This window comes from Staphylococcus sp. 231237_7MaSpsaltlick (genome assembly GCF_043107035.1).
The window spans coordinates 1-26,771 of the sequence record NZ_JBICNX010000019.1; the positions used below are offsets into that span (position 1 = coordinate 1).

25 protein-coding genes are annotated in these 26,771 nt (G+C 33.1%); 6 read left to right on the forward strand and 19 right to left on the reverse strand.

Annotated features, from left to right (window positions below; translation table 11 throughout):
- Window positions 1-273: 273 nt before the first annotated feature.
- The gene (gene typA, locus ACF91D_RS23650) at window positions 274-2,121 is read right to left on the reverse strand and encodes a translational GTPase TypA (protein ID WP_107513333.1); all 1,848 of its coding nucleotides are present in this window, start codon (window positions 2,119-2,121) and stop codon (window positions 274-276) included.
- Window positions 2,122-2,219: 98 nt separating this feature from the next.
- Here typA and ACF91D_RS23655 point away from each other — a divergent pair, with 98 nt between their 5' ends.
- Window positions 2,220-2,411, forward strand: coding sequence for a DUF5325 family protein (locus tag ACF91D_RS23655; RefSeq protein WP_042738981.1), 192 nt, complete (start codon window positions 2,220-2,222; stop codon window positions 2,409-2,411).
- Between the two features lie 140 nt (window positions 2,412-2,551).
- On the opposite strand, the gene ACF91D_RS23660 is transcribed toward ACF91D_RS23655, so the two are convergent.
- Complete coding sequence (locus tag ACF91D_RS23660) at window positions 2,552-3,373, reverse strand: inositol monophosphatase family protein (protein WP_107527696.1); 822 nt, start codon at window positions 3,371-3,373, stop codon at window positions 2,552-2,554.
- A 260-nt stretch (window positions 3,374-3,633) separates the two neighbouring features.
- Here ACF91D_RS23660 and ACF91D_RS23665 point away from each other — a divergent pair, with 260 nt between their 5' ends.
- Complete coding sequence (locus tag ACF91D_RS23665; protein ID WP_107527695.1) at window positions 3,634-4,245, forward strand: YktB family protein; 612 nt, start codon at window positions 3,634-3,636, stop codon at window positions 4,243-4,245.
- A 92-nt stretch (window positions 4,246-4,337) separates the two neighbouring features.
- On the opposite strand, the gene ACF91D_RS23670 is transcribed toward ACF91D_RS23665, so the two are convergent.
- Entirely contained in the window at window positions 4,338-4,850 is a 513-nt protein-coding gene (locus ACF91D_RS23670; RefSeq protein WP_107527694.1) for a DUF4064 domain-containing protein, read from the reverse strand.
- A gap of 190 nt (window positions 4,851-5,040) precedes the next feature.
- Here ACF91D_RS23670 and ACF91D_RS23675 point away from each other — a divergent pair, with 190 nt between their 5' ends.
- Window positions 5,041-6,381 carry an Nramp family divalent metal transporter gene (locus tag ACF91D_RS23675; protein WP_392437807.1) on the forward strand — a complete coding sequence of 447 codons (1,341 nt, stop codon included), beginning with the start codon at window positions 5,041-5,043 and terminating at the stop codon, window positions 6,379-6,381.
- Between the two features lie 250 nt (window positions 6,382-6,631).
- On the opposite strand, the gene auxB is transcribed toward ACF91D_RS23675, so the two are convergent.
- From auxB to ACF91D_RS23735, 12 genes are all read right to left on the reverse strand, one after another.
- The gene (gene auxB / locus ACF91D_RS23680) at window positions 6,632-7,825 is read right to left on the reverse strand and encodes a lipoteichoic acid stability factor AuxB (RefSeq protein ID WP_107527504.1); all 1,194 of its coding nucleotides are present in this window, start codon (window positions 7,823-7,825) and stop codon (window positions 6,632-6,634) included.
- A gap of 73 nt (window positions 7,826-7,898) precedes the next feature.
- The gene (locus tag ACF91D_RS23685) at window positions 7,899-8,972 is read right to left on the reverse strand and encodes an ABC transporter substrate-binding protein (RefSeq protein WP_042738987.1); all 1,074 of its coding nucleotides are present in this window, start codon (window positions 8,970-8,972) and stop codon (window positions 7,899-7,901) included.
- Entirely contained in the window at window positions 8,969-9,781 is an 813-nt protein-coding gene (locus ACF91D_RS23690; protein WP_042738988.1) for an ABC transporter permease, read from the reverse strand. Before ACF91D_RS23690 ends, ACF91D_RS23685 begins: the two co-directional genes overlap by 4 nt.
- Before the next feature lie 5 nt (window positions 9,782-9,786).
- Window positions 9,787-10,590 carry an ABC transporter permease gene (locus tag ACF91D_RS23695; RefSeq protein ID WP_107513109.1) on the reverse strand — a complete coding sequence of 268 codons (804 nt, stop codon included), beginning with the start codon at window positions 10,588-10,590 and terminating at the stop codon, window positions 9,787-9,789.
- Complete coding sequence (locus ACF91D_RS23700; RefSeq protein ID WP_107513108.1) at window positions 10,577-11,677, reverse strand: ABC transporter ATP-binding protein; 1,101 nt, start codon at window positions 11,675-11,677, stop codon at window positions 10,577-10,579. Before ACF91D_RS23700 ends, ACF91D_RS23695 begins: the two co-directional genes overlap by 14 nt.
- Window positions 11,678-11,690: 13 nt before the next feature.
- The gene (locus tag ACF91D_RS23705; RefSeq protein WP_042738991.1) at window positions 11,691-12,230 is read right to left on the reverse strand and encodes a helix-turn-helix domain-containing protein; all 540 of its coding nucleotides are present in this window, start codon (window positions 12,228-12,230) and stop codon (window positions 11,691-11,693) included.
- 153 nt (window positions 12,231-12,383) lie between these two features.
- Complete coding sequence (locus ACF91D_RS23710) at window positions 12,384-12,662, reverse strand: UPF0223 family protein (RefSeq protein WP_107527501.1); 279 nt, start codon at window positions 12,660-12,662, stop codon at window positions 12,384-12,386.
- A 131-nt stretch (window positions 12,663-12,793) separates the two neighbouring features.
- Entirely contained in the window at window positions 12,794-14,200 is a 1,407-nt protein-coding gene (gene lpdA / locus ACF91D_RS23715) for a dihydrolipoyl dehydrogenase (protein WP_042738993.1), read from the reverse strand.
- Window positions 14,201-14,203: 3 nt separating this feature from the next.
- On the reverse strand, window positions 14,204-15,496 hold the full coding sequence (locus tag ACF91D_RS23720; RefSeq protein ID WP_042738994.1) for a dihydrolipoamide acetyltransferase family protein: 1,293 nt from the start codon (window positions 15,494-15,496) through the stop codon (window positions 14,204-14,206).
- A 147-nt stretch (window positions 15,497-15,643) separates the two neighbouring features.
- Window positions 15,644-16,621, reverse strand: coding sequence for an alpha-ketoacid dehydrogenase subunit beta (locus ACF91D_RS23725; protein ID WP_042738995.1), 978 nt, complete (start codon window positions 16,619-16,621; stop codon window positions 15,644-15,646).
- 3 nt (window positions 16,622-16,624) lie between these two features.
- Window positions 16,625-17,737 carry a pyruvate dehydrogenase (acetyl-transferring) E1 component subunit alpha gene (pdhA, locus tag ACF91D_RS23730; RefSeq protein WP_042738996.1) on the reverse strand — a complete coding sequence of 371 codons (1,113 nt, stop codon included), beginning with the start codon at window positions 17,735-17,737 and terminating at the stop codon, window positions 16,625-16,627.
- A gap of 266 nt (window positions 17,738-18,003) precedes the next feature.
- On the reverse strand, window positions 18,004-18,630 hold the full coding sequence (locus ACF91D_RS23735; protein ID WP_042738997.1) for a YkyA family protein: 627 nt from the start codon (window positions 18,628-18,630) through the stop codon (window positions 18,004-18,006).
- Between the two features lie 123 nt (window positions 18,631-18,753).
- Here ACF91D_RS23735 and def point away from each other — a divergent pair, with 123 nt between their 5' ends.
- Complete coding sequence (def, locus tag ACF91D_RS23740; RefSeq protein WP_107528026.1) at window positions 18,754-19,305, forward strand: peptide deformylase; 552 nt, start codon at window positions 18,754-18,756, stop codon at window positions 19,303-19,305.
- 772 nt (window positions 19,306-20,077) lie between these two features.
- Here def and ACF91D_RS23745 read toward each other — a convergent pair.
- The gene (locus ACF91D_RS23745) at window positions 20,078-20,350 is read right to left on the reverse strand and encodes a hypothetical protein (RefSeq protein ID WP_042738999.1); all 273 of its coding nucleotides are present in this window, start codon (window positions 20,348-20,350) and stop codon (window positions 20,078-20,080) included.
- A gap of 499 nt (window positions 20,351-20,849) precedes the next feature.
- Here ACF91D_RS23745 and ACF91D_RS23750 point away from each other — a divergent pair, with 499 nt between their 5' ends.
- Both ACF91D_RS23750 and rnjA read left to right on the forward strand, forming a co-directional pair.
- On the forward strand, window positions 20,850-21,065 hold the full coding sequence (locus ACF91D_RS23750; protein WP_042739000.1) for a DNA-dependent RNA polymerase subunit epsilon: 216 nt from the start codon (window positions 20,850-20,852) through the stop codon (window positions 21,063-21,065).
- Complete coding sequence (gene rnjA, locus ACF91D_RS23755; protein WP_107528037.1) at window positions 21,065-22,939, forward strand: ribonuclease J1; 1,875 nt, start codon at window positions 21,065-21,067, stop codon at window positions 22,937-22,939. Before ACF91D_RS23750 ends, rnjA begins: the two co-directional genes overlap by 1 nt.
- A 542-nt stretch (window positions 22,940-23,481) precedes the next feature.
- Here the strand turns inward: rnjA and ACF91D_RS23760 are convergent.
- The 3 genes from ACF91D_RS23760 to ACF91D_RS23770 form a co-directional block, all read right to left on the reverse strand.
- Window positions 23,482-24,141, reverse strand: coding sequence for a potassium channel family protein (locus tag ACF91D_RS23760; RefSeq protein WP_042739002.1), 660 nt, complete (start codon window positions 24,139-24,141; stop codon window positions 23,482-23,484).
- 95 nt (window positions 24,142-24,236) lie between these two features.
- Window positions 24,237-25,253, reverse strand: coding sequence for a cytochrome d ubiquinol oxidase subunit II (locus ACF91D_RS23765; RefSeq protein WP_107527967.1), 1,017 nt, complete (start codon window positions 25,251-25,253; stop codon window positions 24,237-24,239).
- A complete protein-coding gene (locus ACF91D_RS23770) occupies window positions 25,250-26,605 on the reverse strand; it encodes a cytochrome ubiquinol oxidase subunit I (protein WP_042739904.1) in 1,356 nt (451 codons plus the stop codon). Before ACF91D_RS23770 ends, ACF91D_RS23765 begins: the two co-directional genes overlap by 4 nt.
- Window positions 26,606-26,771: the final 166 nt, after the last annotated feature.

Consider the following 26,771-nt stretch of genomic DNA (forward strand, 5'->3'; position numbering starts at 1 on the left):
TTTGTATTTTTTACCTAATTTTAAATTTAGTATTTTTTCTAAATTAAGAAGAAGTAAGGTATGTATCAAGGTTATGAGGTGATGTCTCTACTCTAAGCATTCTAGCTATGTTCGCTATATTTATACGATATATTAAAATAAAGAATGCCAACCCAAAAGATTAAAATTTAATCTTTTGGATTGGCATTTTTCAATGATTTATATCCGTAACTCCTATTGTAGTGAATAATCTAATGAGCGATTATATTTACATCTAAGAGATGAAAACTTCATTTATTCCTCTTCTTGCATCATTTGTTTTAAACGTTTAGATTCTTTTTCACGTGCTGACTTTTCTAAGATTGTTTTTCTAATACGAATACTTTCTGGCGTAACTTCTACTAATTCATCATCATTAATAAATTGTAAAGCTTCTTCAAGTGTTAATACTCTTGGACGTTTCATTGTAACTGTTTGATCTTTTGTAGCAGAACGAACGTTAGTTTGATGTTTTTCTTTTGTAATATTTACAGTTAAATCATTTTCGCGGTTATGTTCACCAACAATCATACCTTCATATACTTCTGTACCTGGTTCCATAAAGTTTGTACCGCGATCTTCAAGTCCCATAATGGCATATGAACTAGCTTGGCCTTGATCCATTGATACTAATGCACCATTTCTACGTCCACCAATTCTACCTTTAACACGTGGTCTAAATTCTTCAAATGTATGGTTAATAATACCATATCCACGTGTTTGTGACATGAACTCTGTTGTATAACCAATTAATCCACGAGCAGGTACCATAAAGATAATTCGCGTTAAACCATTATCTGTAGTAACCATATCCAACATTTCACCTTTACGTTGGCCTAATGATTCAATAACTGCACCTGTATATTCTTGTGGTACTTCACATTGTACACGTTCAAAAGGTTCACATTGAACGCCATCAATTTCTCTAATAATAACTTGAGGTTTAGAAACTTGTAGTTCAAACCCTTCACGACGCATATTTTCAATTAAGATTGATAAGTGTAATTCACCACGACCAGCAACAATCCACGTATCTGGAGAGTTTGTTGGAGTAACTTTTAATGAAACATCTGTTTCTAATTGTTGATCTAATCTTTCTTGAATTTGACGTGCAGTTACGAAGTCACCTTCACGACCTGCAAATGGTGAGTTATTAACTTTAAACGTCATTTCTAAAGTAGGCTCATCAATTCTAAGGACAGGTAACGCTTCTTGGTGATCGTGCGGTGTTACAGTTTCACCTACGTTAATATCTTCCATTCCTGAAACTGCAATTAAATCGCCAGCTTGTGCTTCTTTAATTTCTTCACGTTTCAAACCGAAGTAACCAAAGATTTTTGTAACACGGAAGTTTTTAACTGAACCGTCTAATTTTAATAGAGATACACTATCTCCTACACGCATTGTTCCACGGAATACACGACCTACACCAATACGTCCAACATAATCATTATAATCTAATAATGCAACTTGGAATTGTAAAGGTTCTTCTTTATTATCAACAGGTGCTGGTACATAGTCGATAATTGTTTCATACAATGATTGCATGTTTTCATCTTGCTTTTCAGCATCTAAACTTGCAGTACCATTAACTGCAGAAGCATATACAACTGGGAAATCTAATTGTTCGTCTGAAGCTTCTAATTCGATAAATAAGTCTAATACTTCATCCACAACACCTTCAGGTCTTGCTTCTGGTTTATCAATCTTATTTACTACTACTACTGGTTTTAGATTTTGTTCTAAAGCTTTTTTCAATACAAAACGTGTTTGAGGCATTGTACCTTCGTAAGCGTCAACAACTAATACAACCCCATCAACCATTTTCATAATACGTTCAACTTCGCCACCGAAGTCTGCGTGTCCTGGTGTATCTAGGATATTAATTCTTGTCCCTTTATAATCTACTGCTGTATTTTTCGCAAGAATAGTTATACCACGTTCTCTTTCTAAATCGTTTGAATCCATTGCTCTTTCATCTACATGCTCATTTTCACGAAAGATACCTGATTGTTTTAATAATTCATCAACTAGTGTTGTTTTACCATGGTCAACGTGAGCGATGATTGCTATGTTACGAACATCTTCTCTTAAATTAGTCATATTACAATTTCCTTTCTCGAGTAAATTCCCACTTTTCTTTGCAACTTTTTTATTATATCATATAATTGGTTAAAGAAAACTATAAAGGTGTGGTCGGGATGCAACAAAAAAAATCTAAAGCAATATTTTGGGTACTCGCTGTCGTAGCGATTGTATTCTTGCTTTTATTTAGCTTTAGTCTAGCAGCTACAAATGTTCCACTGATGATTTTAACACTTATATTATTCATTGCAACATTTGGTTACGGTTTCACGTTAAAAAAGAAATATCGTGAAAATGATTGGCTGTAATTCACTTTAAAAATAAACTTGTATAACAAAGATAACCATTCAAACACCTAAGATAAATCATAAGCTTCAAATTATAAGTAACAAAGCCCTTAAATGAAACATCAATTTCATTTAAGGGCTTTGTTCTTTTATAAATACACTCACTTATGACCTGTTAAACGTTGTTGAATCAACTCTATAATCTCTTTATTTTGAGGAAAGTGATGATATACAAGTTCTTCGTGAAGTTGAGGATTTGCCATAACAATTGAGTTGGCTCTGAATAAGGATAATGGTTGTCCTTGTAAATCAGTACCAACACCTTCTACTTCATTTAATATAATTAAACCACCTGCAAAATCCCAAGGTTGTAACCTAGGTGTTATATATGCTGCCAACCTTCCTGTTGCAACATGAATAATTTCTAATGCTGCCGAGCCATATGCTCTTGCACTTCTTGCTTCATCAACAATTGGCTTAAATACATCTTCTAATTTCGGTTTTGTTAACCAATTGGGATTTATCCCGATAATACTTTTCTTTAATGTAGTTGATTCTATAGGTGCAAGTGGCGTTTCATTTTCAAATGCACCTTCACCTACTTTAGCGTGATACAATACATCATTCATCACATCAAAGACAAAACCTGCATATGGTTTGCCATCAGAATAAATGCCTATAGATATTGCAAAGTTCTCCTTTTGATGTACAAAATTCAGCGTACCATCGATTGGATCAACTACCCAAATAATACCTTGTGTATCAGTTAATTCATGTCCATGACCTTCTTCACCTATCACTTTGTGGTCAGGATATGTCTTTTTTATTGTATCATATATAAATAATTCAGTTGCTTTATCTACATTAGTAACTAAATCATTAGGATTAGATTTCGTTTCAATTTCTATGTCTTGTTTCATAATTTTTTTAACATTATTGCCCGCTTCTAAAATCAGACCTTTTGCAAATTCATAAACTGTCATAGTCTCAGCTCCTTAACACTTCTATTATACATTACTTATTACATAAAAAGGTAACGGACGTATTTTTATCTATTTTCTTCATTATATGTATCAGTCCTATTTGAAATTTACATCCAATTTCGCTAATAATTTTGTTATACCCTATTTATTATCCCTTCACACGCGTGTTTACATTGTTTAACTTTGAAACAAACCAAATGTATGTTCTTAAAGAATGTGCTACAATACAACCAAACTATGAAGTTGTACAGGAGGTTAATATGACAAAATATACTTTTAAACCTAAGGATTTTAAATCATTCCAAGTAGATGGTTTAGATGCACGTATGCAAGCACTCGACGAACATGTTCGTCCACAACTCAATGCACTTGGAGAGTACTTCGCACAATACTTAGAGACAACTACTGGCGAACAATTCTATCCTCATGTTGCTAAACACGCACGTCGAAGTGTTAATCCACCAAAAGATACATGGGTTGCCTTTGCTACGAATAACCGAGGCTATAAAATGTTACCACATTTTCAAATTGGCTTATTTGAAGACCAATTATTTGTAATGTATGGTGTAATGCACGAAGCTAAAGATAAAGCCCAACGTGTAGAAGTCTTCGAAGATAAATTTGATGCAATTAAACAATTACCTACAGATTATAGCGTAAGTTTAGACCATATGAATCAAACAAAGACATATATTAAAGATATGTCTGACGACGAACTACATAAAGCAATTGATCGCGTTAAAAAAGTTAAAAAAGGTGAATTCTTTATTGCTCGTACTTTAACACCACAAGCAGCAGAATTAAAATCTGACAAAGCCTTTTTAAGCTATTTAGAAGAAACATTTGAACAACTACTTACTTTCTATAGATAATTCAAATTATCTCTCTATATAAAAGCCATGAATTAAAAATGCCGAGCCTCTTCATATGGCCCGGCATTTTTTATACTTTGCTGTAACTACTACTAATAAATGTATGGATCGTCATCTTTTTTTCTTTTACGTTGTTGTGTTTCCTCATCAAAGGTATTATTGTTGCTATTTATATTATGTTGCTTATCATTATTGTTGAAAGATTCACCATGATTGCTATTCTTGGTCTTGTTGTTTGGTCTTCTAGCGAATAACATGATACCTGCAATTAACCATAAAATTAATGCAATCAAGTTACTTGAAAAAATAGCAGTCAATGCTGCTACAATTAATAAACATGCAGCTAAAACTCTATTTTTCTTAATTAAAAATGTACCAATTACACCTAATACCAATGAAACTAACAAATAAATTGTCAATAAAGTCAATGAGGCTTTGAACGTACCTAATGACATATCTAACCCTTGTTGTTGATTCATTTGATTAAAGACTTCTTTAAAGTCAGGTACATTAATCATGAACAAACATAGTACGATAAACAATAAATATACAATACTTAAAGCATTGGCAATCCAAGATAGTATCTTTTCTGCTTTTCTATTCATCTTACTCCTCCTCTCAATGCTTTTCTTCTATCATAGCAAATTTTCATAAGTTTAAACATTCAAGTCAACTATTAATTTTAAGCGTTCAATATAGTACAATTCAAACAATTTCCAAATATTTTAGGTTGACCTAATATTTTTTTTGGGTTAATCTGATGATTATTAAGTTTTATATTGGAGGTGAGGCAATATGTCTCAACAAAATGATACACAACAAAAAAGTATGGACGAAATAAACAATACAGTTACTGTTGTTTCAGACGGTAAGTTCAGTCAAAAGCTATTGTCATATTTAGGACCGGGACTATTGGTTGCTGTTGGCTATATGGATCCTGGGAATTGGATTACATCTATGCAAGGTGGCGCACAATTCGGATACATTTTGCTATTCGTGATTTTACTTTCAAGTTTATCAGCTATGTTATTACAAAGTATGACTGTGAGATTAGGAATAGCAACAGGTATGGATTTAGCCCAAGCTACAAAGCACTACCTCAATAAACCCATGTCTTTTATATTTTGGATAATAGCAGAACTCGCTATTATTGCGACGGATATTGCAGAAGTTATTGGAAGTGCAATTGCACTCGACTTACTGTTTGATATTCCTTTACTTGTAGGTGCTTTAATCACTGTGTTAGATGTCTTTTTACTGTTATTTATTATGCGTTTTGGATTTAGAAAAATTGAAGCGATTGTCGGTACATTGATTTTTACTGTACTGGTTATTTTTATATTTGAAGTATTTATTGCTTCGCCAGATGTTACGAGTATGTTAAATGGATTTGTTCCTCATAGTAAAATTATAACTGATAATAGTGCCTTATTTATTGCATTAGGTATCATCGGCGCAACAATTATGCCCCATAATCTATATCTACATTCATCTATCGTACAAACTAGAATGTATGATAGACATGATATGAAATCAAAAGCGCAAGCTATCAAATATGCTATTTTGGATTCCAATATACAATTATCGATTGCATTTGTAATAAATTGTCTATTACTTATCTTAGGGGCGGCACTTTTCTATGGTGTAAATACTGAAAAACTGGGTGGCTTTTATGATTTATACACTGCATTACACTATCAACCAATTTTAGGCGCATCCCTTGGAGCAATAATGAGTACTTTATTTGCTGTTGCCTTGTTAGCTTCTGGTCAAAATTCTACAATAACTGGTACTATGGCTGGACAAATAGTCATGGAAGGTTTTATTAATTTAAAAATACCAAATTGGTTGAGACGTTTAATCACTAGATTACTTGCAATACTTCCTATTATTTTCTGTTTAATTATTTTCAATAGTAATGAAGCAAAAATGGAACAATTGCTTGTCTTTTCTCAAGTATTTTTAAGTATAGCCTTACCATTTTCACTGATACCATTACAACTTGCAACAAACAATTATGGATTAATGGGTCAATTTAAAAATAAAACTTGGATCAATGTAATCTCATGGATACTTATAACAATATTAAGTATTTTAAATATTTATCTTATTGTTCAAACTTTCCAAGAATTATAACTAAAACTTAGATTATATATACTAGAAATCCCCCAAAAATTCCAATGAATTTTTGGAGGGATTTTTTATATCAATGTTTGTTAGCGTTATGAAACTTAAACATAAGACTTGTAACGCATCTATTTTAATATATACCATATTGAGCCACTAACGTATGCTTTATTCCATAATAAAAAGGCAATTTCTATATTAATAGAAATTGCCTTTCTCCATAGTTCAGAAATTTAAATACTTACTGAAACATTTTTAGTTATTTTTCCTTATCTTGCGATTGAGAACCATCTTCTACTGAACGTTCAGCCTTTTGTTGTTTCTCATCATGTGACGTCATTTTTTTACGTTCTTCAAAATTCATTCGACGTTGGTTGGCTGCACTTGGCATTTGTTTACGTCGTTCTTTTTCACGTTGTTTTCGTTCTTTCTTTTCTTGCTTTATGCGCGCTTTTTCTTCTGCACGTTCTTGTTTTTCTCTTTCTTTACGTTGTGCTTCTTCGTATTTCAAGCGTTGTTGTTCTTCATATTCAGCTTGTCTACGTTGAGCCTCTTCAGCCTCGCGTTGTTGTCTTTCTCTTTCCAATGCTTCTTGTTGTTCACGCGTCATTTCATCTTCTTCTTTATGCGCAGTATTATCATTTACAGCATTGCCCTCTTCATCATAAACGCTACTGACATCACCAAAATCGTCTTGTTGTTTTTTATTTTTATAATTATACTTGGCTTGTCTAGATAACACTGCTGGCTCTTCTTCTGAATCGCCATTTGAAGCATTTACCTTTTGTGCCACATCAGAAGAGTAACCACCACGACGTAATTGATTATCTGCTGAACCTTGTTGCTCTTGAGTAGTTCCTGTGTTAGATTGCGGTTCCTCTCTTACAGGTTCTACCGGCTCACTATAATGACCTTCATTTGTTTGACGTTCAGGACGTTCGTAACGCTCATATGCATCATATGGTTCATCTGCATAATAACCAGGTACAGTTTCAACTTTATCCTTTCTCGCAAACATCATGATTGCTGTGATAAAGAATAGAATCGGTATAATGAGTGGTACAAATAGTAATACTAAAGGTAACGTTATTACAGACGCTACTAAAAATAAAATTCCAGATAATATTCTAATATTCATAGAAATTAAGGCCAAAAATGACACTAATAAACAAATAATGAAATAAACAATTACTGCCCAAATACCATTTTGTAGCCATATTACAAATTGAGTTGTATTTAGACTATTATTCGCGAGTATTTGTTGAATAAAATCATTGCCATTTAAAGATGTCTCTAACCTTTGAATCGATGTATCACTACTAAATGAAACTAGTGCGATAAACATCGTAATGATGGTTAATAATAGTAAAAATATCCAACTTAACCATCCCAATACTTTTTCAGCTATACGACTCACAGGTCGCCTAACTTGAGTATATTGATCTCCTGACATGTAATCACAACTCCTTATAATGCTTGTCAAATAATTATATCTAATTAATCCTAAAATAACTACTATCTACAATCTATTTTAAGGACATTTTAAAATTTAAAAATCTTTCATTGTATTCACTTAATGCTTCTTTTCCTAAATCTTTATAAACTTCCAATTTAGACTGTGTTTGTTGAGAAGGATAAAAACGGTTATCATGCTTAATTTCAGCTGGTAACGAAGCTCTCGCTGCTTTATTCGGCGTTGCATATCCAACCCATTCTGTATTTTGTTTGTTATTACGTTCATCCAATAAAAAATTCATGAATTTATACGCCCCTGCTTTATTTTGTGCAGTTTTAGGAATAACCATATTATCGAACCATAAATTTGATCCTTCTTTTGGTACGACGTAATCAAAATCATCATTTTCTTGTACAATTGGTGCTGCCACACCACTCCATACAACAGCAATATTAGCTTCGTGCTGTTCTAGCATCATCGTAACTTCATCACCTACCACACCTTTAACATTAGGACCGAGTTTCGTCAAATTACTTTCCGCTTCTCTTAGATGTGTGTTATTCGTGTCATTTAAACTATATCCTAATTTGTTGAGTGATAATCCTATAATTTCTCTAGCTCCATCAACAAGCAATATATCATTCTTATATTGTTTGTTATATAAGCTTTGCCAAGAGTCGAATGATGCATTCGGGTAAGCTTTCTTATTATATAAAATACCTACCGTACCAAAAAAGTATGGCATTGAATATTTATTGCCTCTATCATATGGCATATTCATATAATCAGAATCTAAATTTTTAATATTAGGTATCTTTTTATGATTTAAAGGTAATAAAAGATGTTCACTTTTCATCTTTTCTACCGTGTAATCACTCGGAAAGGCTACATCATAATGTGTACCACCGTTACGGATTTTAGCTTCCATAGCTTCATTCGAATCAAATGTCTCATATACTACTTCAATGCCGGTTTCTTTTTGAAACTTTTTGATTAAACTTGGGTCAATATATTCTCCCCAATTATAAACATAAATTTTCTCACCGCTCTTAGTATGTTCTTTAGCAGTATACTTATGACTGATAAATAAACAAATCAAACCAATCAAGATAGAAACAAGTATTAGTTGTAAAAATCGTTTCATCGTTCAATACCTCGCTTCATTTGACCTCTATGTTTGATGAGATTCTGTATTAAGTAATAGCCTAAGACACCTAACAAAATAACCACAAATAGAATTGTAGATATTGCATTAATTTCCATACTAATACCTTTACGCGCCATAGCATAAACCTCAACAGATAAGACGCTGAAACCATTACCAGTAACAAAGAAACTGACAGTAAAATCATCCAATGAATAAGTTAGTGCCATAAAGAATCCTCCAATAATTGCTGGGAATAATTGTGGCAACATGACTTTATTCATAATTTGAAATTCACTTGCTCCTAAATCTCTTGCAGCATCTAGAGTATGATGATTCATTTCATACAATTTAGGTAATACGATAATAACCACAATTGGGATACAAAAGGCAATATGCGAGATTAGGACCGTTGTAAATCCTAACCCTAATCCTGTGAAATGTCCAATTGCTGTAAACATGATTAAAAATGAAGCACCAATCACTACATCAGAAGAAACCATTAATACATTATTCAAAGTAAGTAATGATACACGTATTTTCTTATTTTTTAAATGATACAGTGCAATTGCACCCATCGTACCGATAACAGTAGCAATTGAAGCTGCTAACAAAGCAACTGCAATTGTATTAAAAATAACTGCCATCAACCGATCATCTTGAAATAAATCACGATAATGGTCCAACGTGAAACCTTCAAAGTGTATCATATTACCTGCTGCATTAAATGAATAAACCATCAAAAATAGTATCGGAATATATAACAACGCAGTTAACATAAAGATATATAATTTACCATACCATTTCATGTGATTCACCCTTTTCCATTCGTAGATTTAGTATTTGTAATAATAAGTACAATAGCCATAAAGACAATTAGACATAACGCTATTGTAGAGCCTAGTCCATAGTTTTGAATCACTAAGAATTGTTCTTCTATCGCCGTACCTATATTAATCACTTTATTACCTGCAATCAGTCTAGTAATCATAAACAATGATAATGCCGGAATAAATGTAACTTGTATCCCTGTAAGTACACCTTGTTTTGTTAATGGAATAATGACCTTTCTCAATGTGGTAAATGCATTTGCTCCCAGATCTGTAGATGCTTGTAGTACATTATTAGGAATATCTTTCATACTGTTGAAAATGGGTAAAATCATGAATGGAATATAAATATAACTAGCAACAATTAAAAAAGCAGGTGTCGTAAATAACAAATCAGCTTTTGGTAAATGTAGCATAGTCAACACTTGATTGATAATACCATCATGACTGAATATACCAATAAATGCATAGGTCTTTAGCAGTAAATTAATCCACGTTGGTATAATAAGAATTAATAACCATAAACTTTGGTGTTTCGAAGCACGAATAAAATATGCTGCAGGATAACTGATTAGTAATGTGATTATCGTAATTGCTAGAGCATATAAAATAGAATCCCATATCATTTTAAAGTAAGTTGCTGAAAATATTTTTTTATAATTTTCAAAGCTAAAATGACCTTGTAAATCAAAAAATGAAAAATAAATCAACAGCAATACTGGCACAATAATAAACAGTATCATCCATAAAATATATGGTACAAATAAAAATTTATTAATTTGCTTCATGTTCATGCTCCTCATAACTCTCAATACGCTTATCAAATTCCTCTTCTGTTTCACCAGGCACCATAATATGTATTGCTTCTGGATCAAAATATAGTCCTACTTTACTTCCAATTTCAGCCTTTTTAGTGGAATGTATCATCCATTCATAGCCTTTACGATCAATACAGTTTATTTCATAATGGACGCCTCTAAATAACATTGTATCTACCGTGACTTCAAACAAACCTTGTTCTGCTGCTATAAGTGAAATATCTTCAGGTCTAATAACAACTTCAACATGAGTCCCTTCTTCAATTCCCATATCAACACAATCAAAGTCTTGACCGTAAATATTAACAACATAGTCTTTGACCATTTGTCCTTGTACAATATTTGACTCACCAATAAAATCTGCAACAAATCGATTTACAGGTTCATCATAAATATCAGTTGGCGTACCAAATTGTTGTATCTTACCATCTTTCATAACAAAGATATAATCGCTTAACGCTAAAGCTTCTTCTTGGTCGTGCGTTACAAAAATAAACGTAATACCTAATCTGGACTGTATTTCACGTAATTCATACTGCATCTCTGTTCTCAATTTCAAATCTAGTGCCGATAACGATTCGTCCAAAAGTAAAATTTCTGGTTCATTAACAATTGCACGTGCAATAGCTACACGTTGCTTTTGTCCACCACTCATCTCATCAATTGAGCGAGTCTCATAACCAGATAATTTCACTAATGCTAAGGCTTCTTTAACCTTTTGCTTTATAGTTCGCTTATTTAATTTCTTTAATTTTAATCCAAATGCGATATTATCATACACATTTAAATGCGGAAACAAAGCATAGTCCTGGAATACTGTATTTACTTTTCTTTTATTTGCTGGTAAATCATTTATCACTTGGTCTTTGTAAACAATTTCACCATGATCTGTTTGTTCAAATCCAGCAACCAACTTTAAGATTGTTGTTTTTCCACATCCAGAAGGCCCTAATAATGTGTAAAAATGACCCGATTCGATATCTAAATCTATGTTGTCTAAAACAGTTGACCCATCAAACGATTTGCTAACTGATTTAAATGATAATATTGGTTTCATAAGTTTTATCCTCCTATAAATAAGATGCAGTAGCAACTACCATAACTCGAGCTTGTGATGTCGATGGATTAAATAGTTTATGTATTTGATTTGCCTTGAAATATAAAGCATCTCCTTGACTCGCATGATACGCTTTATCACCAAGCATCAATGAAATTTCACCTTCTAGACAATAAATAAAAGTATCTGACGGGGATGGCTTAAAATTTTTATAAGCACTTTTACCTTTCAATGTTAACAATAATGGCTCCATTTCAAACTCATTTGATCTTGTTACAGGCCATGTTAATAAGTAACCTTTATCATATTCATCATAAGTTTTTTGCTCAGCTTGCTTATATAGCACTTTTTCTTCCACTTTAGTTTGAAAAAAATCTCCCGGATTAGTTCCTAATACCTCAAGCACATTTAGAAATGTTTCCATACTAGGTGAAGCATGACCACTTTCAATTTGTGATATATAGCCCTTAGACAAATCCGTGCGTTCTGCCAATTCTTCTTGTGTTAAATTTTTAATACGTCTTAAATCTTTTAATTTTTTACCTATTTCCATAGCGTCACCTATTTTTCAATCTTTCTCATTTGCACTTTGAATTTCCAACTTTTTTTAAATAGAAATTAAAAAATGCTATATTCTGTTTACTATTATCAAACATTTTGTTTAATGCTTAATAAAAATATCAGAATATAGCAATCATGACAATAGTTATTTATCATTTACACTAAAATATTTTTGTTCTGGTGAACTTTGCACTGCTTTTACTGCTTTATAGCTATTATAGCCACTACTTTTTTCGAATTCTTTGAATATTTGTTTTTCTTCAGCTTTACCTGGCACAACATTTTTAAACTTCTTATATTTATCTATGAGCTGAGTTCCTTCAACTTTTGTTTCGTAATATGCTTCTACTGCGTTAAAAAAAGAAACGACATCCATCATTTCATCATTAGACCAATCTAAATCTATAGGATATTGATATTCCATACTATTAATCCTCCATTCAACGTGACAATATATACTTATTTAACCTAAATATTGTTTTAAATTAAAAAAATAGCCACTAGTTTGCACCAGTGGCCATTATTCATAAATTGTGTTATAGCACAATTACTATATTACATAGTGTGGATTGGGAATCCAATAGCTTTTTCAGCTGCTTCCATAGACATTTCACCTAATGTAGGGTGAGCATGTACAGTTAACGCTAAGTCTTCAGCATTCATACCAGCTTCAATTGCTAAACCTAATTCAGAGATAATATCAGAAGCACCAGTACCAACAACTTGAGCACCAACTAATGTGTTATCTTCTTTTAATGTTAACAATTTAACGAAACCAGTTGTATCATCTAATGATAATGCACGACCGTTAGCTGCATATGGGAATTTAGAAGCTTTTACTTCTAAACCTTCTTCTTTAGCTTGAGCTTCAGTGTAACCCACTTGTGCAAGTTCTGGCTCAGTGAAACATACAGCAGGCATACCGATGTAGTCTACTTCTGACGCTTCTCCAGCGATAGCTTCAGCTGCAACTTTAGCTTCATAGCTTGCTTTGTGTGCTAATGGTAAACCAGGTACGATATCACCGATAGCATAAATATTATCAGCAGAAGTACGGCTTTGTTTATCTACTTCTAATAAACCACGATCAGCGAATTTAAGACCAAGTTCTTCTAAGCCTAATTCATCTGTATTTGGACGACGACCTACAGTTACTAATACGTAATCTGCATCAATTGTTTGTTCTTCGCCTTTAACTTCGTAAGTTACTTTAACGCCATTATCAGTTTCTTCAGCTGATTTTGCCATAGCTTCAGTTACGATTTCAACGCCTTTTTCTTTCATACCTTTTTTAACAGGTTGAGTCATTTGCTTTTCGAATCCACCAAGGATATCTTTTGCACCTTCTAAGATCGTAACTTCAGAACCGAAGTTAGCAAATGCAGTACCTAATTCAGAACCGATATAACCGCCACCAACAACGACTAATTTACCAGGAACTTCTTGTAAATTTAATGCGCCAGTTGAGTCGATAACGCGGTTACCAAATTTGAAGTTAGGGATTTCAATTGGTCTAGAACCAGTTGCAATAATCGCGTTTTTAAAGTTATAAGTTTGCGCACTTTTTTCGTCCATAACACGTAAACTGTTGTTATCAACAAAATAAGCTTCACCTTTAACGATTTCAACTTTATTACCTTTTAATAAACCTTCAACGCCACCAGTTAATTTTTTAACTACTGATTGCTTAAATTCTTGAACTTTATCAAATTTTAAAGAAACACTTTCAGCAATTACCCCTAAATTTTCTGAATGTTTTGTTTCATCATAACGATGTGAAGCGTGTAATAAAGCTTTAGAAGGAATACATCCAACGTTTAGACATACGCCACCTAATTCGCCTTTTTCAACGATTGTTACTTTTTGACCTAATTGCGCTGCACGAATTGCTGCAACGTAACCTCCTGGTCCTGCTCCAACTACAATAGTATCTGTTTCAATTGGGAAATCTCCAACTACCATGTTTTACCCCTCCATTAATAATAATTCTGGATTATTTAATAAACGTTTGATATGGTTCATAGCATTTTGTCCAGTTGCACCATCAATTTGTCTGTGGTCAAAGCTTAATGATAATGATAATACTGGTGCTGCTACAATTTCACCATCTTTAACGATTGGTTTTTGAGCAATTCGACCAATACCTAAAATAGCTACTTCAGGATGGTTGATAACTGGTGTGAACCATTGTCCACCTGCTGAACCAATGTTACTGATTGTACATGTTGCACCTTTCATTTCATCAGAAGTTAATTTACCATCACGTGCTTTAACAGCTAATTCATTAATTTCATCTGAAATTGCGAACATTGACTTACGGTCAGCATTCTTAACAACAGGTACTAATAAACCTCTATCAGTATCAGCTGCGATACCAATATTCCAGTAATGTTTGTGTACAATTTCGCCAGCTTCTTCATTGAATGAAGTGTTAAGTGCTGGGTATTTTTTAAGTGCAGAAACTAAAGCTTTTACAACATAAGGTAAGAAAGTTAATTTAGTACCTTGTTCTGCTGCAACTTCTTTAAATTTCTTACGGTGATCCCATAACTCTTGAACATCAATTTCATCCATTAATGTTACATGAGGTGCAGTGTGTTTAGAGTTAACCATTGCTTTAGCAATCGCTTTACGCATTGCTGGGATTTTTTCAGTTGTTTCTGGGAATTCGCCTTCAGTAGCAACTGGTGCTGATTGTGTAGCACTTGCAGTTTCTTCAGCTTGAGGTGCTGCTGCACTTTCATTTGAAGCTGTTGCTTGTCCACCATTTAAGTAAGCATCAACGTCTTCTTTAGTAGTACGTCCATTTTTACCTGTAGCAGCTACAGCTTTGATGTTTACACCGTTGTCACGAGCGTATTTACGAACTGAAGGCATCGCTTTAACACGTTTGCTTTCATCTACGTCTGCATCGTCAGTAGCAACAGGTGCTTCTTCTTTAGCAGTTTCTTCAGCAGCTGGTGCTTCTTCACTTGCAGATTCATCACTATCGCTACCTTTAAATTGCATATCTTCTGCATCAGGTGCATCAATTTTAACAATTGTATCACCAACAACTGCTACTGTACCTTCCTCTACAAGTACTTCTTCGACTGTACCTGAAACAGGAGATGGAATTTCTACAACTGATTTGTCATTTTGGACTTCAGCTAATACATCGTCTTCTTCAATCTGATCTCCAGCTTTTACAAACCACTTTACAATTTCACCTTCGTGGATACCTTCACCAATATCTGGTAATTTAAATTCAAATGCCACGTTATTTCCTCCTAAAAAATCATATTAAGTCAAAATAAGAAAATGAGCGAAAGACATATATGTCAAAACCTCATGCTGTTTTTTATATAAACTTGAAATGAAGTAGGATTTAGCAATAGCTAAAATCCCACTTCTTCAAGGTTATAATTAAAATTCTAATGTTTCTTTTGCTTTTTCAACGATATCATTTTTGTTTGGTAACCAAACATTTTCAGCTTGTGTAAATGGATATACAGTGTCAGCTGCTGCAACACGTGCGATTGGTGCTTCTAATGAAAGAATAGCACGCTCAGCAAGTTCAGATGCAACAGTAGCACCAACACCAGCTTGACGTTGAGCCTCTTGAACGATTACAACGCGACCAGTTTTTTCAACTGATGCTACTAATGTTTCGATATCGATTGGTTGAACAGTTCTTAAATCGATAACTTCTACTGAATAACCGTCTTTTTCAAGTTCTTCAGCAGCTTTTAGTGATTCTTGAACCATAGCACCGTAAGCGATAAGTGTAATATCTGTACCTTCTTGTTTCACACTTGCTTTACCAATTTCAATTGTATACTCTTCTTCTGGAACTTCTTCACGGAAAGAACGGTATAATTTCATGTGCTCTAAGTATACGACTGGGTCATTACTTCTGATTGCAGAAATTAATAATCCTTTTGCGTCATATGGATTTGATGGAATTACAACGTGTAAACCTGGAGATTGTGCTAAGATACCCTCTAAGTTATCAGCGTGTAATTCAGGTGTATGCACACCACCACCAAAAGGAGCGCGGATTGTTACTGGTGCTTGTTTTGAGTTACCTGAACGGAAACGTGTACGTGCGATTTGACCTGCAACAGAGTCGAATACTTCAAATACGAATCCTAAGAATTGGATTTCCATTACTGGACGGTAACCTTCAGTTGTTAAACCTAGGGCTAAACCACCGATACCAGATTCTGCTAATGGTGTATCGAATACACGATCTTCACCGAATTCTTTTTGTAAGCCTTCAGTTACACGGAAAACACCACCATTAACACCCACGTCTTCACCGAAAAGTAAAACATTTTCATCGTTTTGTAATTCAGTTTTAAGCGCGTTGTTAATTGCTTGAACCATTGTCATTTGTGCCATTGGTTACTTCGACTCCTTCTCTTTATAGATTTCATATTGCTCTTGTAAATGTTGAGGCATTTCATCGTACATAATTTCCATTAAGTCAGTAACAGTTTGTTTTTCAGTGTTATCTGCTTCTTTGATAGCAGTTTTGATTTCTGCTTTTGCACGTTCGATGACTTCATTTTCTTTTTCTTCAGTCCATAACCCTTTATTTTCAAGGAATTTTCTGAAACGTACTAATGGATCTTTTTTCTCCCATTCAGAATCTTCGTCTGAAGTTCTGTATTTAGTAGGGTCATCTCCAGCCATTGTATGTGGACCATAACGGTATGTTATAGTTTCAATCAATGTAGGACCTTCACCATTAACAGCACGATCACGTGCTTCTTTAGTTGCTTGATATACAGCTAATGCATCCATACCATCAACTTGTAAACCTGGAATACCAACAGAGATAGCCTTTTGAGCTAATGTTGTAGCAGCAGTTTGTTTACTACGTGGTGTTGAAATCGCATAGTTATTATTTTGAATTACAAAAATTGCTGGCGCTTTGTAAGCAGACGCAAAGTTAATACCTTCATAGAAGTCACCTTGTGAAGAACCACCGTCACCAGTATAAGTAATTGCTACAGCTTGTTTACCACGTTTCTTCATACCTAATGCAACACCAGCAGTTTGTACATATTGTGCACCGATAATGATTTGTGGACTTAATGCATTCACACCTTCAGGCATTCTATTCCCTTTGAAGTGACCTCTTGAGAATAAGAAAGCTTCAGTTAAAGGTAAACCATGCCAAATTAATTGAGGCACATCACGGTAACCTGGTAAAATAAAGTCTTCTTTCTCTAATGCGTATTGTGAAGCTAATTGTGAAGCTTCTTGTCCAGCTGTTGGAGCATAGAAACCTAGTCTACCTTGTCTGTTTAATGAGATAGAACGTTGGTCAAGAATACGTGTCCATACCATTCTCTCCATTAGTTCAACGAGTTGTTCATCAGTTAAATCCGGTAATAAGTCTTCATTAACAACATTACCATCTTCATCCAAAATCTGGATCATTTCAAATTGAGACTCAGTATCTTTTAATACTTTCTCTGCATCGAATTGGGCTTGTAATTTCGGAGCCATTCAATTCACCATACCTTTCCCGTATAATAGAAATTCATTTTATCCTCTAGTATTGTATCACAAAACTGTTACACTGTTAAACATTTTAAAAAAGTTCTGTAATACTTAAAATGAGTACAGTTTTAGAACTGTATCATTCTTTTACACAACTCTGTATTAGTCCTAATTATTGCAATGTTGATACATTACAAGTCACAAGATGTAAGCGCATCCAATACCTATAGTATATCGCGTCATTTTAAAATTTCAAAATATAACTCACCCATTTAACTTATCGTGTCTACTTGTTGTTTTTCATCTTTCACTTTTTTCACTGTGTCTGAATATTTTTTAAATGCTTCATTCATTTTTTTGTATGATTCTGATACTTCTTTGGATTTTTTATCTATTTGTGATTGTTCCACATTATCGCCAGATGTATACTCAAACATTGCTTTTTCTTTTTTCAATACATCATCATAGGCATCGGCATATTTTTTATGTGCTTTATATTTATCAAGCTGTGCTTTGTCTAATTTTTTAACCATTTTTTGTTTCTGCTTGTTTTCAATATTATCTATATGCTTTTGACCTTTTTTGTACTGCGCTTCCGACTTATCAAATGCCTTTTCTTCTTTTTCAAATTCATCTTTTCTTTCTTTTACATTATCGACAATTTTCTCAGAAGTTTTTTGTACCTTTTCTTGATTTTTACCACTAACACTTTTAACTAATTTTTGTTTTTCTTGTTCAAGTGTATTTATTTTTTCACCTACAGAATTCACGATTTTTTCCTCATCGTTTGCTTTATCGACTTGTTTATTATAATTTTTTATTTCTCCTCTATCAGTTGTGCAACCTGCCATTAAAATTGTAGATGCAAGTAATACACTAACTCCGTGTTTAAATTTCATAGTTTGAAATCCTCCTTTATGTGAGTGTTATGTTATATAATATTATATAACAATTCAAATTTATCACTGTATTTTAACTATTAAACTTTGGTATATTTTATATTAAGGAAGGTGTTAGAACAAATGTTAACAATGAAAGACATTATAAGAGATGGACATCCTACTCTTAGAGAAAAGGCTAAAGAAGTTGAATTACCTATATCTGAAGAAGATCGCAATACTTTAAAAGAAATGCGAGAATTTTTAATAAATAGTCAAGACGAAGAGACAGCTAATAAATATGGATTACGCTCAGGTGTTGGTTTAGCTGCACCTCAAATCAATATTTCTAAAAGAATGATTGCTGTATATTTACCTGATGATGGAGAAAGCAGAAGCTATGACCTTATGTTAGTAAATCCTAAAATTGCAAGTCATAGTATTCAAGAAGCATATCTACCAACAGGTGAGGGTTGCTTAAGCGTTGATGAAAACATTCCAGGTCTAGTTCATCGTAAAAACCGAATCACAGTTAAAGCAAAAGACATAGATGGTAACGATGTTCAAATGCGTTTAAAAGGTTATCCAGCTATTATCTTACAACACGAGATTGATCATTTGAATGGCGTGATGTTTTACGATTATATCGATAACGATAACCCACTCAAACCACACCAAGATGCTGTGGAAGTATAGATTGGATGCACTGAAATTATTGTTAAGTTAGTAATTTCTTAAATTCATTTTTAATCAAACAAACGCTTTACATTATATAAAGATGATTAAAGTTAGTATAATTTATTGTACTTTTCCAACTTCTATCACCTTTGCTAATTAATAATTCGTTATACGAGGACATCAATTAACCAGTAAATGACAATATAATCATTTGCTGGTTATTTTATTTACAATAATTTCATTGTTAATCCATATCCCAGGACTATGTCTCAAACATCGCCTTAAACTGTCAGACATCATACTCTGTGGCATTCCGCAAAAATACTACATTTAAATTTATGTACAGATTATTTTATATAAACCTACTTTCTACTATTATTATAGAATTTCATACATCACCTTAGTCTTAACATATAATCCAATGATTTATAAATTGTCCATTTTAATACAATCTTTTATCAAACCTTAAAAGCATGAACTGTGAGTTAAACTTAATACTGATTCACATAAATTTGTTATAGCCATTATAAAGTTCATTTCATTTCGACATCCTATTTAACTAACAATACTATATATTGTCATCTTGAAATTATGCATACACAAAGCGTGCAAGTTAAATATATATTCTCACAACTGAAAATACTGCCAATTTAGACAAACGAATGTAAATTGACAGTATCATTATCCATATTCAGTTTAACGCAACCTGCTCTTAACATTACCAACACGTTGAAACAATGCACTGTTCCAGCCACTTAATCAAGTTAATAATCACTAAAGCCACTTTCAATTACATAAAAACATCTCTACGTTCATTAAACGGAATGTCTAATTTTTGCAATCCTTCTTTCAATTGGTTCAACTCTTGAATATCAATAAACTCAGGATCATGATTATGCTTCACGTAATACTGATTACCACTAATATTATCAACGATTTCACTATAATTAAAAAACATCAATACTTGCTCAGCGCGAATTTCAAATGTAATACCTTCAAAAATTTTGTCAGTTCTTTTTTTCTCGTTTTTCACATCTTCAATTATTCTAGTTACTTGTTCCATTCCAATCACCTTCACTTATTCTTCAAACTCAATTTGCTAATTATACTTTCCTTATAATATGTATCTATACTTTATTATCATAAATAAAAATTATAACCTACTCAAGCTTTTAGTAAATTAATTTAAAATTTTCAGAAAATTTTAAGGTTTCATTGCTCTAGCTGATATTAATTTTCACATAAATAATATGGCAAACCATAACTATATTAGCTTACAACAAGATAAAACTGCTTTATTTATTCAACTACATCATGTAAAATGAGATATAACTGAAAATATAAATATATTTGTATTTTTCAAAATGAACGATAATTAAAATAATCCGAAATCATCTAGCAACCATTTGCACATGGTTTACTTATATTTAGTCAATGAAACTACCCCATACATGATAATTCTCATGTTATTCATACAAAAGTTTGTTTTCATCATCTAAATTAAGGGATTATTTACTATAAAACATTTAATCAAGAAATAGAATCTTAGGAGGAACTATATAATGGCAGTATTTAAAGTATTTTATCAACATAACAAAGACGAAGTGATTGTACGTGAATCAACTCAAACAATTTATGTTGAAGCAGAAACAGAAGAACAAGTAAGAAGATATTTAAAGGAACGTAATTATAATATTGAATTTATTACAAAATTAGAGGGCGCACATTTAGAGTATGAAAAACAATCAGATCATTTCAATGTGGAGAAAGCTGAATAATGAAGCAAATTCATAAAAATGAAGTTGCGGTATACGCGCTTGGAGGCCTAGGTGAAATTGGTAAAAACACTTATGCCGTGGAATATCAAGATGAAATTGTAATCATCGATGCTGGTATTAAATTCCCAGATGATAACCTTTTAGGTATTGATTATGTAATTCCTGATATTACCTATTTAGAACAGAACCAAGACAAAATTGTCGGTCTGTTTATTACTCACGGTCATGAAGATCATATAGGTGGTGTGCCCTACCTACTTAAACAAATCAATGTACCTATATACGGTGGCCCATTAGCCTTAGGTTTAATCCGAAACAAATTAGAAGAGCATCATTTATTACGAACTACTGAGCTCATTGAAATCGATGAAAGTAGTGTAATCAAATCAAAGCATTTTGAAGTGTCATTCTATTTAACAACGCACAGTATCCCAGAAGCTTACGGTGTAATTGTCAATACGCCTGAAGGTAATATTGTTCACACAGGTGACTTTAAATTTGACTTTACTCCCGTTGGAGAACCAGCAAATATTGCAAAAATGGCAAGACTCGGCGAAGAAGGCGTACTGTGTTTATTATCCGATTCAACAAACTCATTAGTACCTGACTTTACGTTAAGCGAACGTGAAGTTGGCCAAAATGTTGAAAAGATTTTCCGCAATTGTTCAGGCCGTATTATATTTGCAACATTCGCTTCTAATATTTATCGTGTTCAACAAGCAGTTGAAGCAGCAATTAAATATAATAGAAAAATTGTTACATTTGGTCGTTCTATGGAAAATAACATCAAAATCGGTATGGAACTTGGCTATATTAAAGCACCACCAGAAACATTTGTTGAACCTAATAAAATAAATAGTATTCCTAAACATGAATTATTAATTTTATGTACTGGTTCTCAAGGTGAACCTATGGCAGCTTTATCAAGAATCGCAAACGGCACTCACAAACAAATTAAAATCATTCCAGATGATACAGTTGTCTTCAGTTCATCACCTATCCCAGGTAACACTAAGAGCATTAACCGTACAATTAATGCCTTATACCGTGCAGGTGCAGAAGTCATTCATCATAAAGTATCGAATATTCATACTTCAGGTCACGGTTCTCAAGGTGATCAACAATTAATGTTACGATTAATTCGACCAAAATTCTTCTTACCTATTCACGGTGAATACCGTATGTTAAAAGCGCATGGTCAAACTGGTATTGATTGTGGTGTAGATCCAGACAATGTATTTATCTTTGAAATTGGTGATGTATTAGCACTAACTAAAGATTCTGCAAGAAAAGCTGGACGTATTCCATCTGGAAATGTACTCGTTGATGGTAGCGGTATTGGTGATATCGGCAATGTTGTAATTAGAGATAGAAAATTATTATCTGAAGAAGGTTTAGTAATCGTTGTTGTTAGTATTGATTTCAACACTAATACTTTACATTCAGGTCCTGATATTATTTCGCGTGGTTTTGTGTACATGCGTGAATCAGGTCAATTAATATATGATGCACAACGTCGAATAAAAACTGATGTTATTTCAAAATTGAACCAAAATCCAGAAATACAATGGCATCAAATCAAGTCTTCAATTATCGAAACTTTACAACCTTACTTATATGAAAAAACAGCACGTAAACCAATGATTTTACCTGTTATCATGAAAGTTAACGAAGATGGTCAAACACCACCGCCAAGTAAACCAAAAGCGAAAGTAAATAAATCAAACAAACAAAATACAACTAAGAAAAATAATAATCAATCAGAGAAACAACAATCTAAGTCAACAAAAGTTGCTAAATCACCAAAGAAACCTAAAGCACCTAGAAAGCCTAAACAGCAAAACACAGAATCAGCAACTACGGACGAAAAATAAACGTATCATCGAAATTGTTTCGATGAACATAAAAGACAGTATCTATTACATTGTAATAGATACTGTCTTTTTCATTATTGTTAGTTGATTATACTACCTTAAATCTCATTCATATAAAGCCAAGTGTCAGGACAAGCTAAAGACTACAGGCTGAAGCTATCCCCTTGGAAAGCGAGCCATTTATACTAATATTAAACACCACTAGTATACGAGTATTGAGTATTGATGATTTATATTTAAATACAAAAAAGACATATTTATTTCAATAATACTAAGACTACATAATATACAATCATCATTATTCGAGGAAGTATTTTGGCGAGACTCCTGAGGGAACAGGACAAGCTGAAGACTACAGGCTGAAGCTGGCCCCTAGGAAAGCGAGCCATTTATACTAATATAAAACACCCACATCATTTTACATCAAATAAACCTCAAAGATATTTAATTATTATATATACAAAAGGACCAATCCACATTAATGGATTAGTCCTTTTTGATATCATAAATTAACGCTTACCTCTAGTATGAATCACATTACTTTAACGAACGACTTTCTTTTCAAAACGACTCAAATCGTTATCATGGCCAATCATAATTAATATATCTCCAATTTCAACACTTAAATTCGGATCTGGAGATACTAAAATTTCTCGACCTCTTTTGATAGCAATGATACTAATACCAAACTGTGCACGAATATCGAGTTGTATAATCGTCTGCCCTGCCATCTTTTCACTAGCTTTAATTTCAACAATAGAATGTTCATCAGCAAGTTCTAAATAATCAAGTACACTAGCACTTGCAACATTATGTGCGATACGTCTACCCATATCACGTTCTGGGTGTACTACCGTATCTGCACCAATTTTGTTTAAAATTTTAGCATGATAATCATTTTGCGCTTTGGCTGTTACTTTTTTAACCCCTAATTCTTTCAAGATTAATGTCGTCAAAGTACTAGATTGAATATTTTCACCTATAGCGACAATAACATGATCAAAGTTTCTTATACCTAAACTTTTCATTACTGCTTCATCTGTAGTATCAGCAACTACAGCATGCGTTGCAATATCACTGTATTCGTTCACACGTGCTTCGTTCGAATCAATCGCCATTACATCCATATCAAGTGCATTTAATTCTCTAACTATACTGCCACCGAATCGACCTAAGCCAATTACCACATATTCTTTATCCATATGCGTCCTCCAATTTAAAAATCGAGGCCATAAGCAGTTTGTTATCTATAAAACTTAGATAACAAATACTGCCTACACCTCTTTAATTAAAACTGTTATTTTTTGCCTTCGACATATTCTTTGTCAAAAACAAATAATTTCATAATTAATATTAACGATGGGATTAATAAAAGTAAAGCAAAAATAAATGCAGTGATTAACGTTATTGCCATACTTGGATTAGTCACGCCATGTTTAATATGAATATATGGGGTTAATATATATGGCAATTTACTTGCACCGTATCCAAAGAATGCGAATCCCATTTGCAACATGACAAAGATAAATGCTACACCGTGTCCTTTTTTTAGATATGTTAAAATCATTGCACCTATAAAGAAGATTAAGCTCAATAAGAACATCCACCAATAATTTGTGACTGCATTCATAAAGTGTGTCTCATTTTGCACTCTTAAAGATAAGAATACAAATATCGAAATCGCAATCATCGGCGGCCCCCAGAATAAGAACCAATATCTAAGTAAACGATATGCTTCAGTATCTCGCGCTCTTGCAGCATAAAATGTTAAGAATCCGGAAGAAATATACAATACCGAAATGACTGCTAAAAATACCACTGCCCATGCATATGGACTTAACAATAATTCCACCCAATTCAAATCGATGTTACCGGCATGCTCTTTAATAAAGCCACCTTCTGAAATTGTTAATGTCGTAGCTAATGCTGCAGGTATAAATAAACCAGCTATACCATATAAAGCTAACCACGGTAATTTTGTATCTGGACCATAATTTTCAAATGCATAAAAGCTACCTCTAATTGAAATCAAAATAACAGCAATAGAGGCTGGTAGTAATAGCACTGAACCGAAATATTTCGCAGTGTCTGGGAAAAATCCTACCATTCCAACAAAGAAGAAAACGAAGAATACATTCGTCACTTCCCAAACAGGATTTAAGTATCTTGCAATTAAATGATTTATCTTTTTATCTTGTTTCGTCACTTTCGCGTGTAATGTAAAGAATCCTGCCCCAAAGTCAATAGAGGCAACAATAATATAGCAAAATAAGAAAAACCATAGTACTGTGATTCCTATATATGCAAATATCATGATAAATCACCTCTTTCTTGCTTTAGTTTCTCAACGTCTTTATAAGCAGGCTTATGTTTAAACATCCTAATTAATACATAAGACGAAGTAACAATAAGAACGATATATAAGAGTGCGAATAATACCGTAACTAACGTTAATCCACCAGCTTGAGTTGCTGCGTCTGCAACCTTAAGATAGCCTCTAACCATCCATGGTTGGCGTCCTTGTTCTGTTAAGAACCAACCAAATTCTATCGCTAATAATGCTGCTGGCCCTGTTAATAACGCACCATATAACATAGCTTTGGAGTAAGTGAATTTCTTCAACTTTTTAAAGACTAATGTCATTACATAGGCACCTGAAACAACCATACAGAACACACCCATAAATACCATCAAATCAAAGTAGTAATGTACTATCATAGGTGGTCTTAATTCTTTCGGGAACTCATCTAAGCCTTTCACCTTTGTATTAAAGTTATTATCTGCTAAAAAGCTTAATACGCCTGGAATTTTAATAGCACCCGAAACTTCTTGTGTTTTTTCGTCTAAAGTACCAAATAACACTAGATCTGCCTTAGACTCAGTATCAAAATGCCACTCATAGGCAGCAAGCTTCTCAGGCTGTTCTTTGTGCAGAAACTTAGCTGACATATCTCCTGCTAACATTGAGCCTAATGTAAAAATTAACCCTAATATCATCGTAAGCTTAAGTGCCTTTTTATGATATTCGGTATCCTGAGCAAATTTATTCTTCAATAGTTTAAATGCTGCTACTGCAGCTAACACGAACGCCATTGTCATCAATGCTGTCGCTACAACATGGAATGAACGTACTAAGAATGAATCATTAAACATAGCTGCCCAAGGTTCCACATTAATCATTTTGCCATTTTTCATTTCAAATCCTGCAGGTGTATTCATAAATGAGTTAACTGCAGTGATAAAGAACGCTGAAAATGAACCACCTAAAATTACAGGTATACTAATCCAAAAGTGCGTCCATTTATTTTTAAATCGATCCCAAGTATATAAGTAAATACTCAAGAATATTGCTTCAAAGAAGAATGCAAAAGTTTCCATAAATAATGGTAATGCAATTACGTGACCACCCATTTGCATAAATGTAGGCCACAATAGAGATAGCTGTAAACCAATAATTGTACCTGTCACAACACCAACAGCTACAGTAATGGTATAACCTTTTGACCAACGTTTTGCTAAAGTTATATATTTAGGATCATTATTTCTAATGCCTAAAAATTCAGCAATTGCAAACATAAGCGGCATTCCCACACCGATTGTCGCAAAAATTATGTGCACTGCAAGCGTCATTGCAGTTAGAAATCTTGCTAATTCAACTGAATCCATATTATCACCTTTTATTTTTATTTGTGACAAAAATCACAACTTCCATCCATTATAAACCCGTTATATAATTTTTGAAATTATTTCTAACTATAAATTAGTGACAAATTGATGACTATAAGCATATAAATTACACACTTGATAAATATAATAAACTCTCTTATATTAA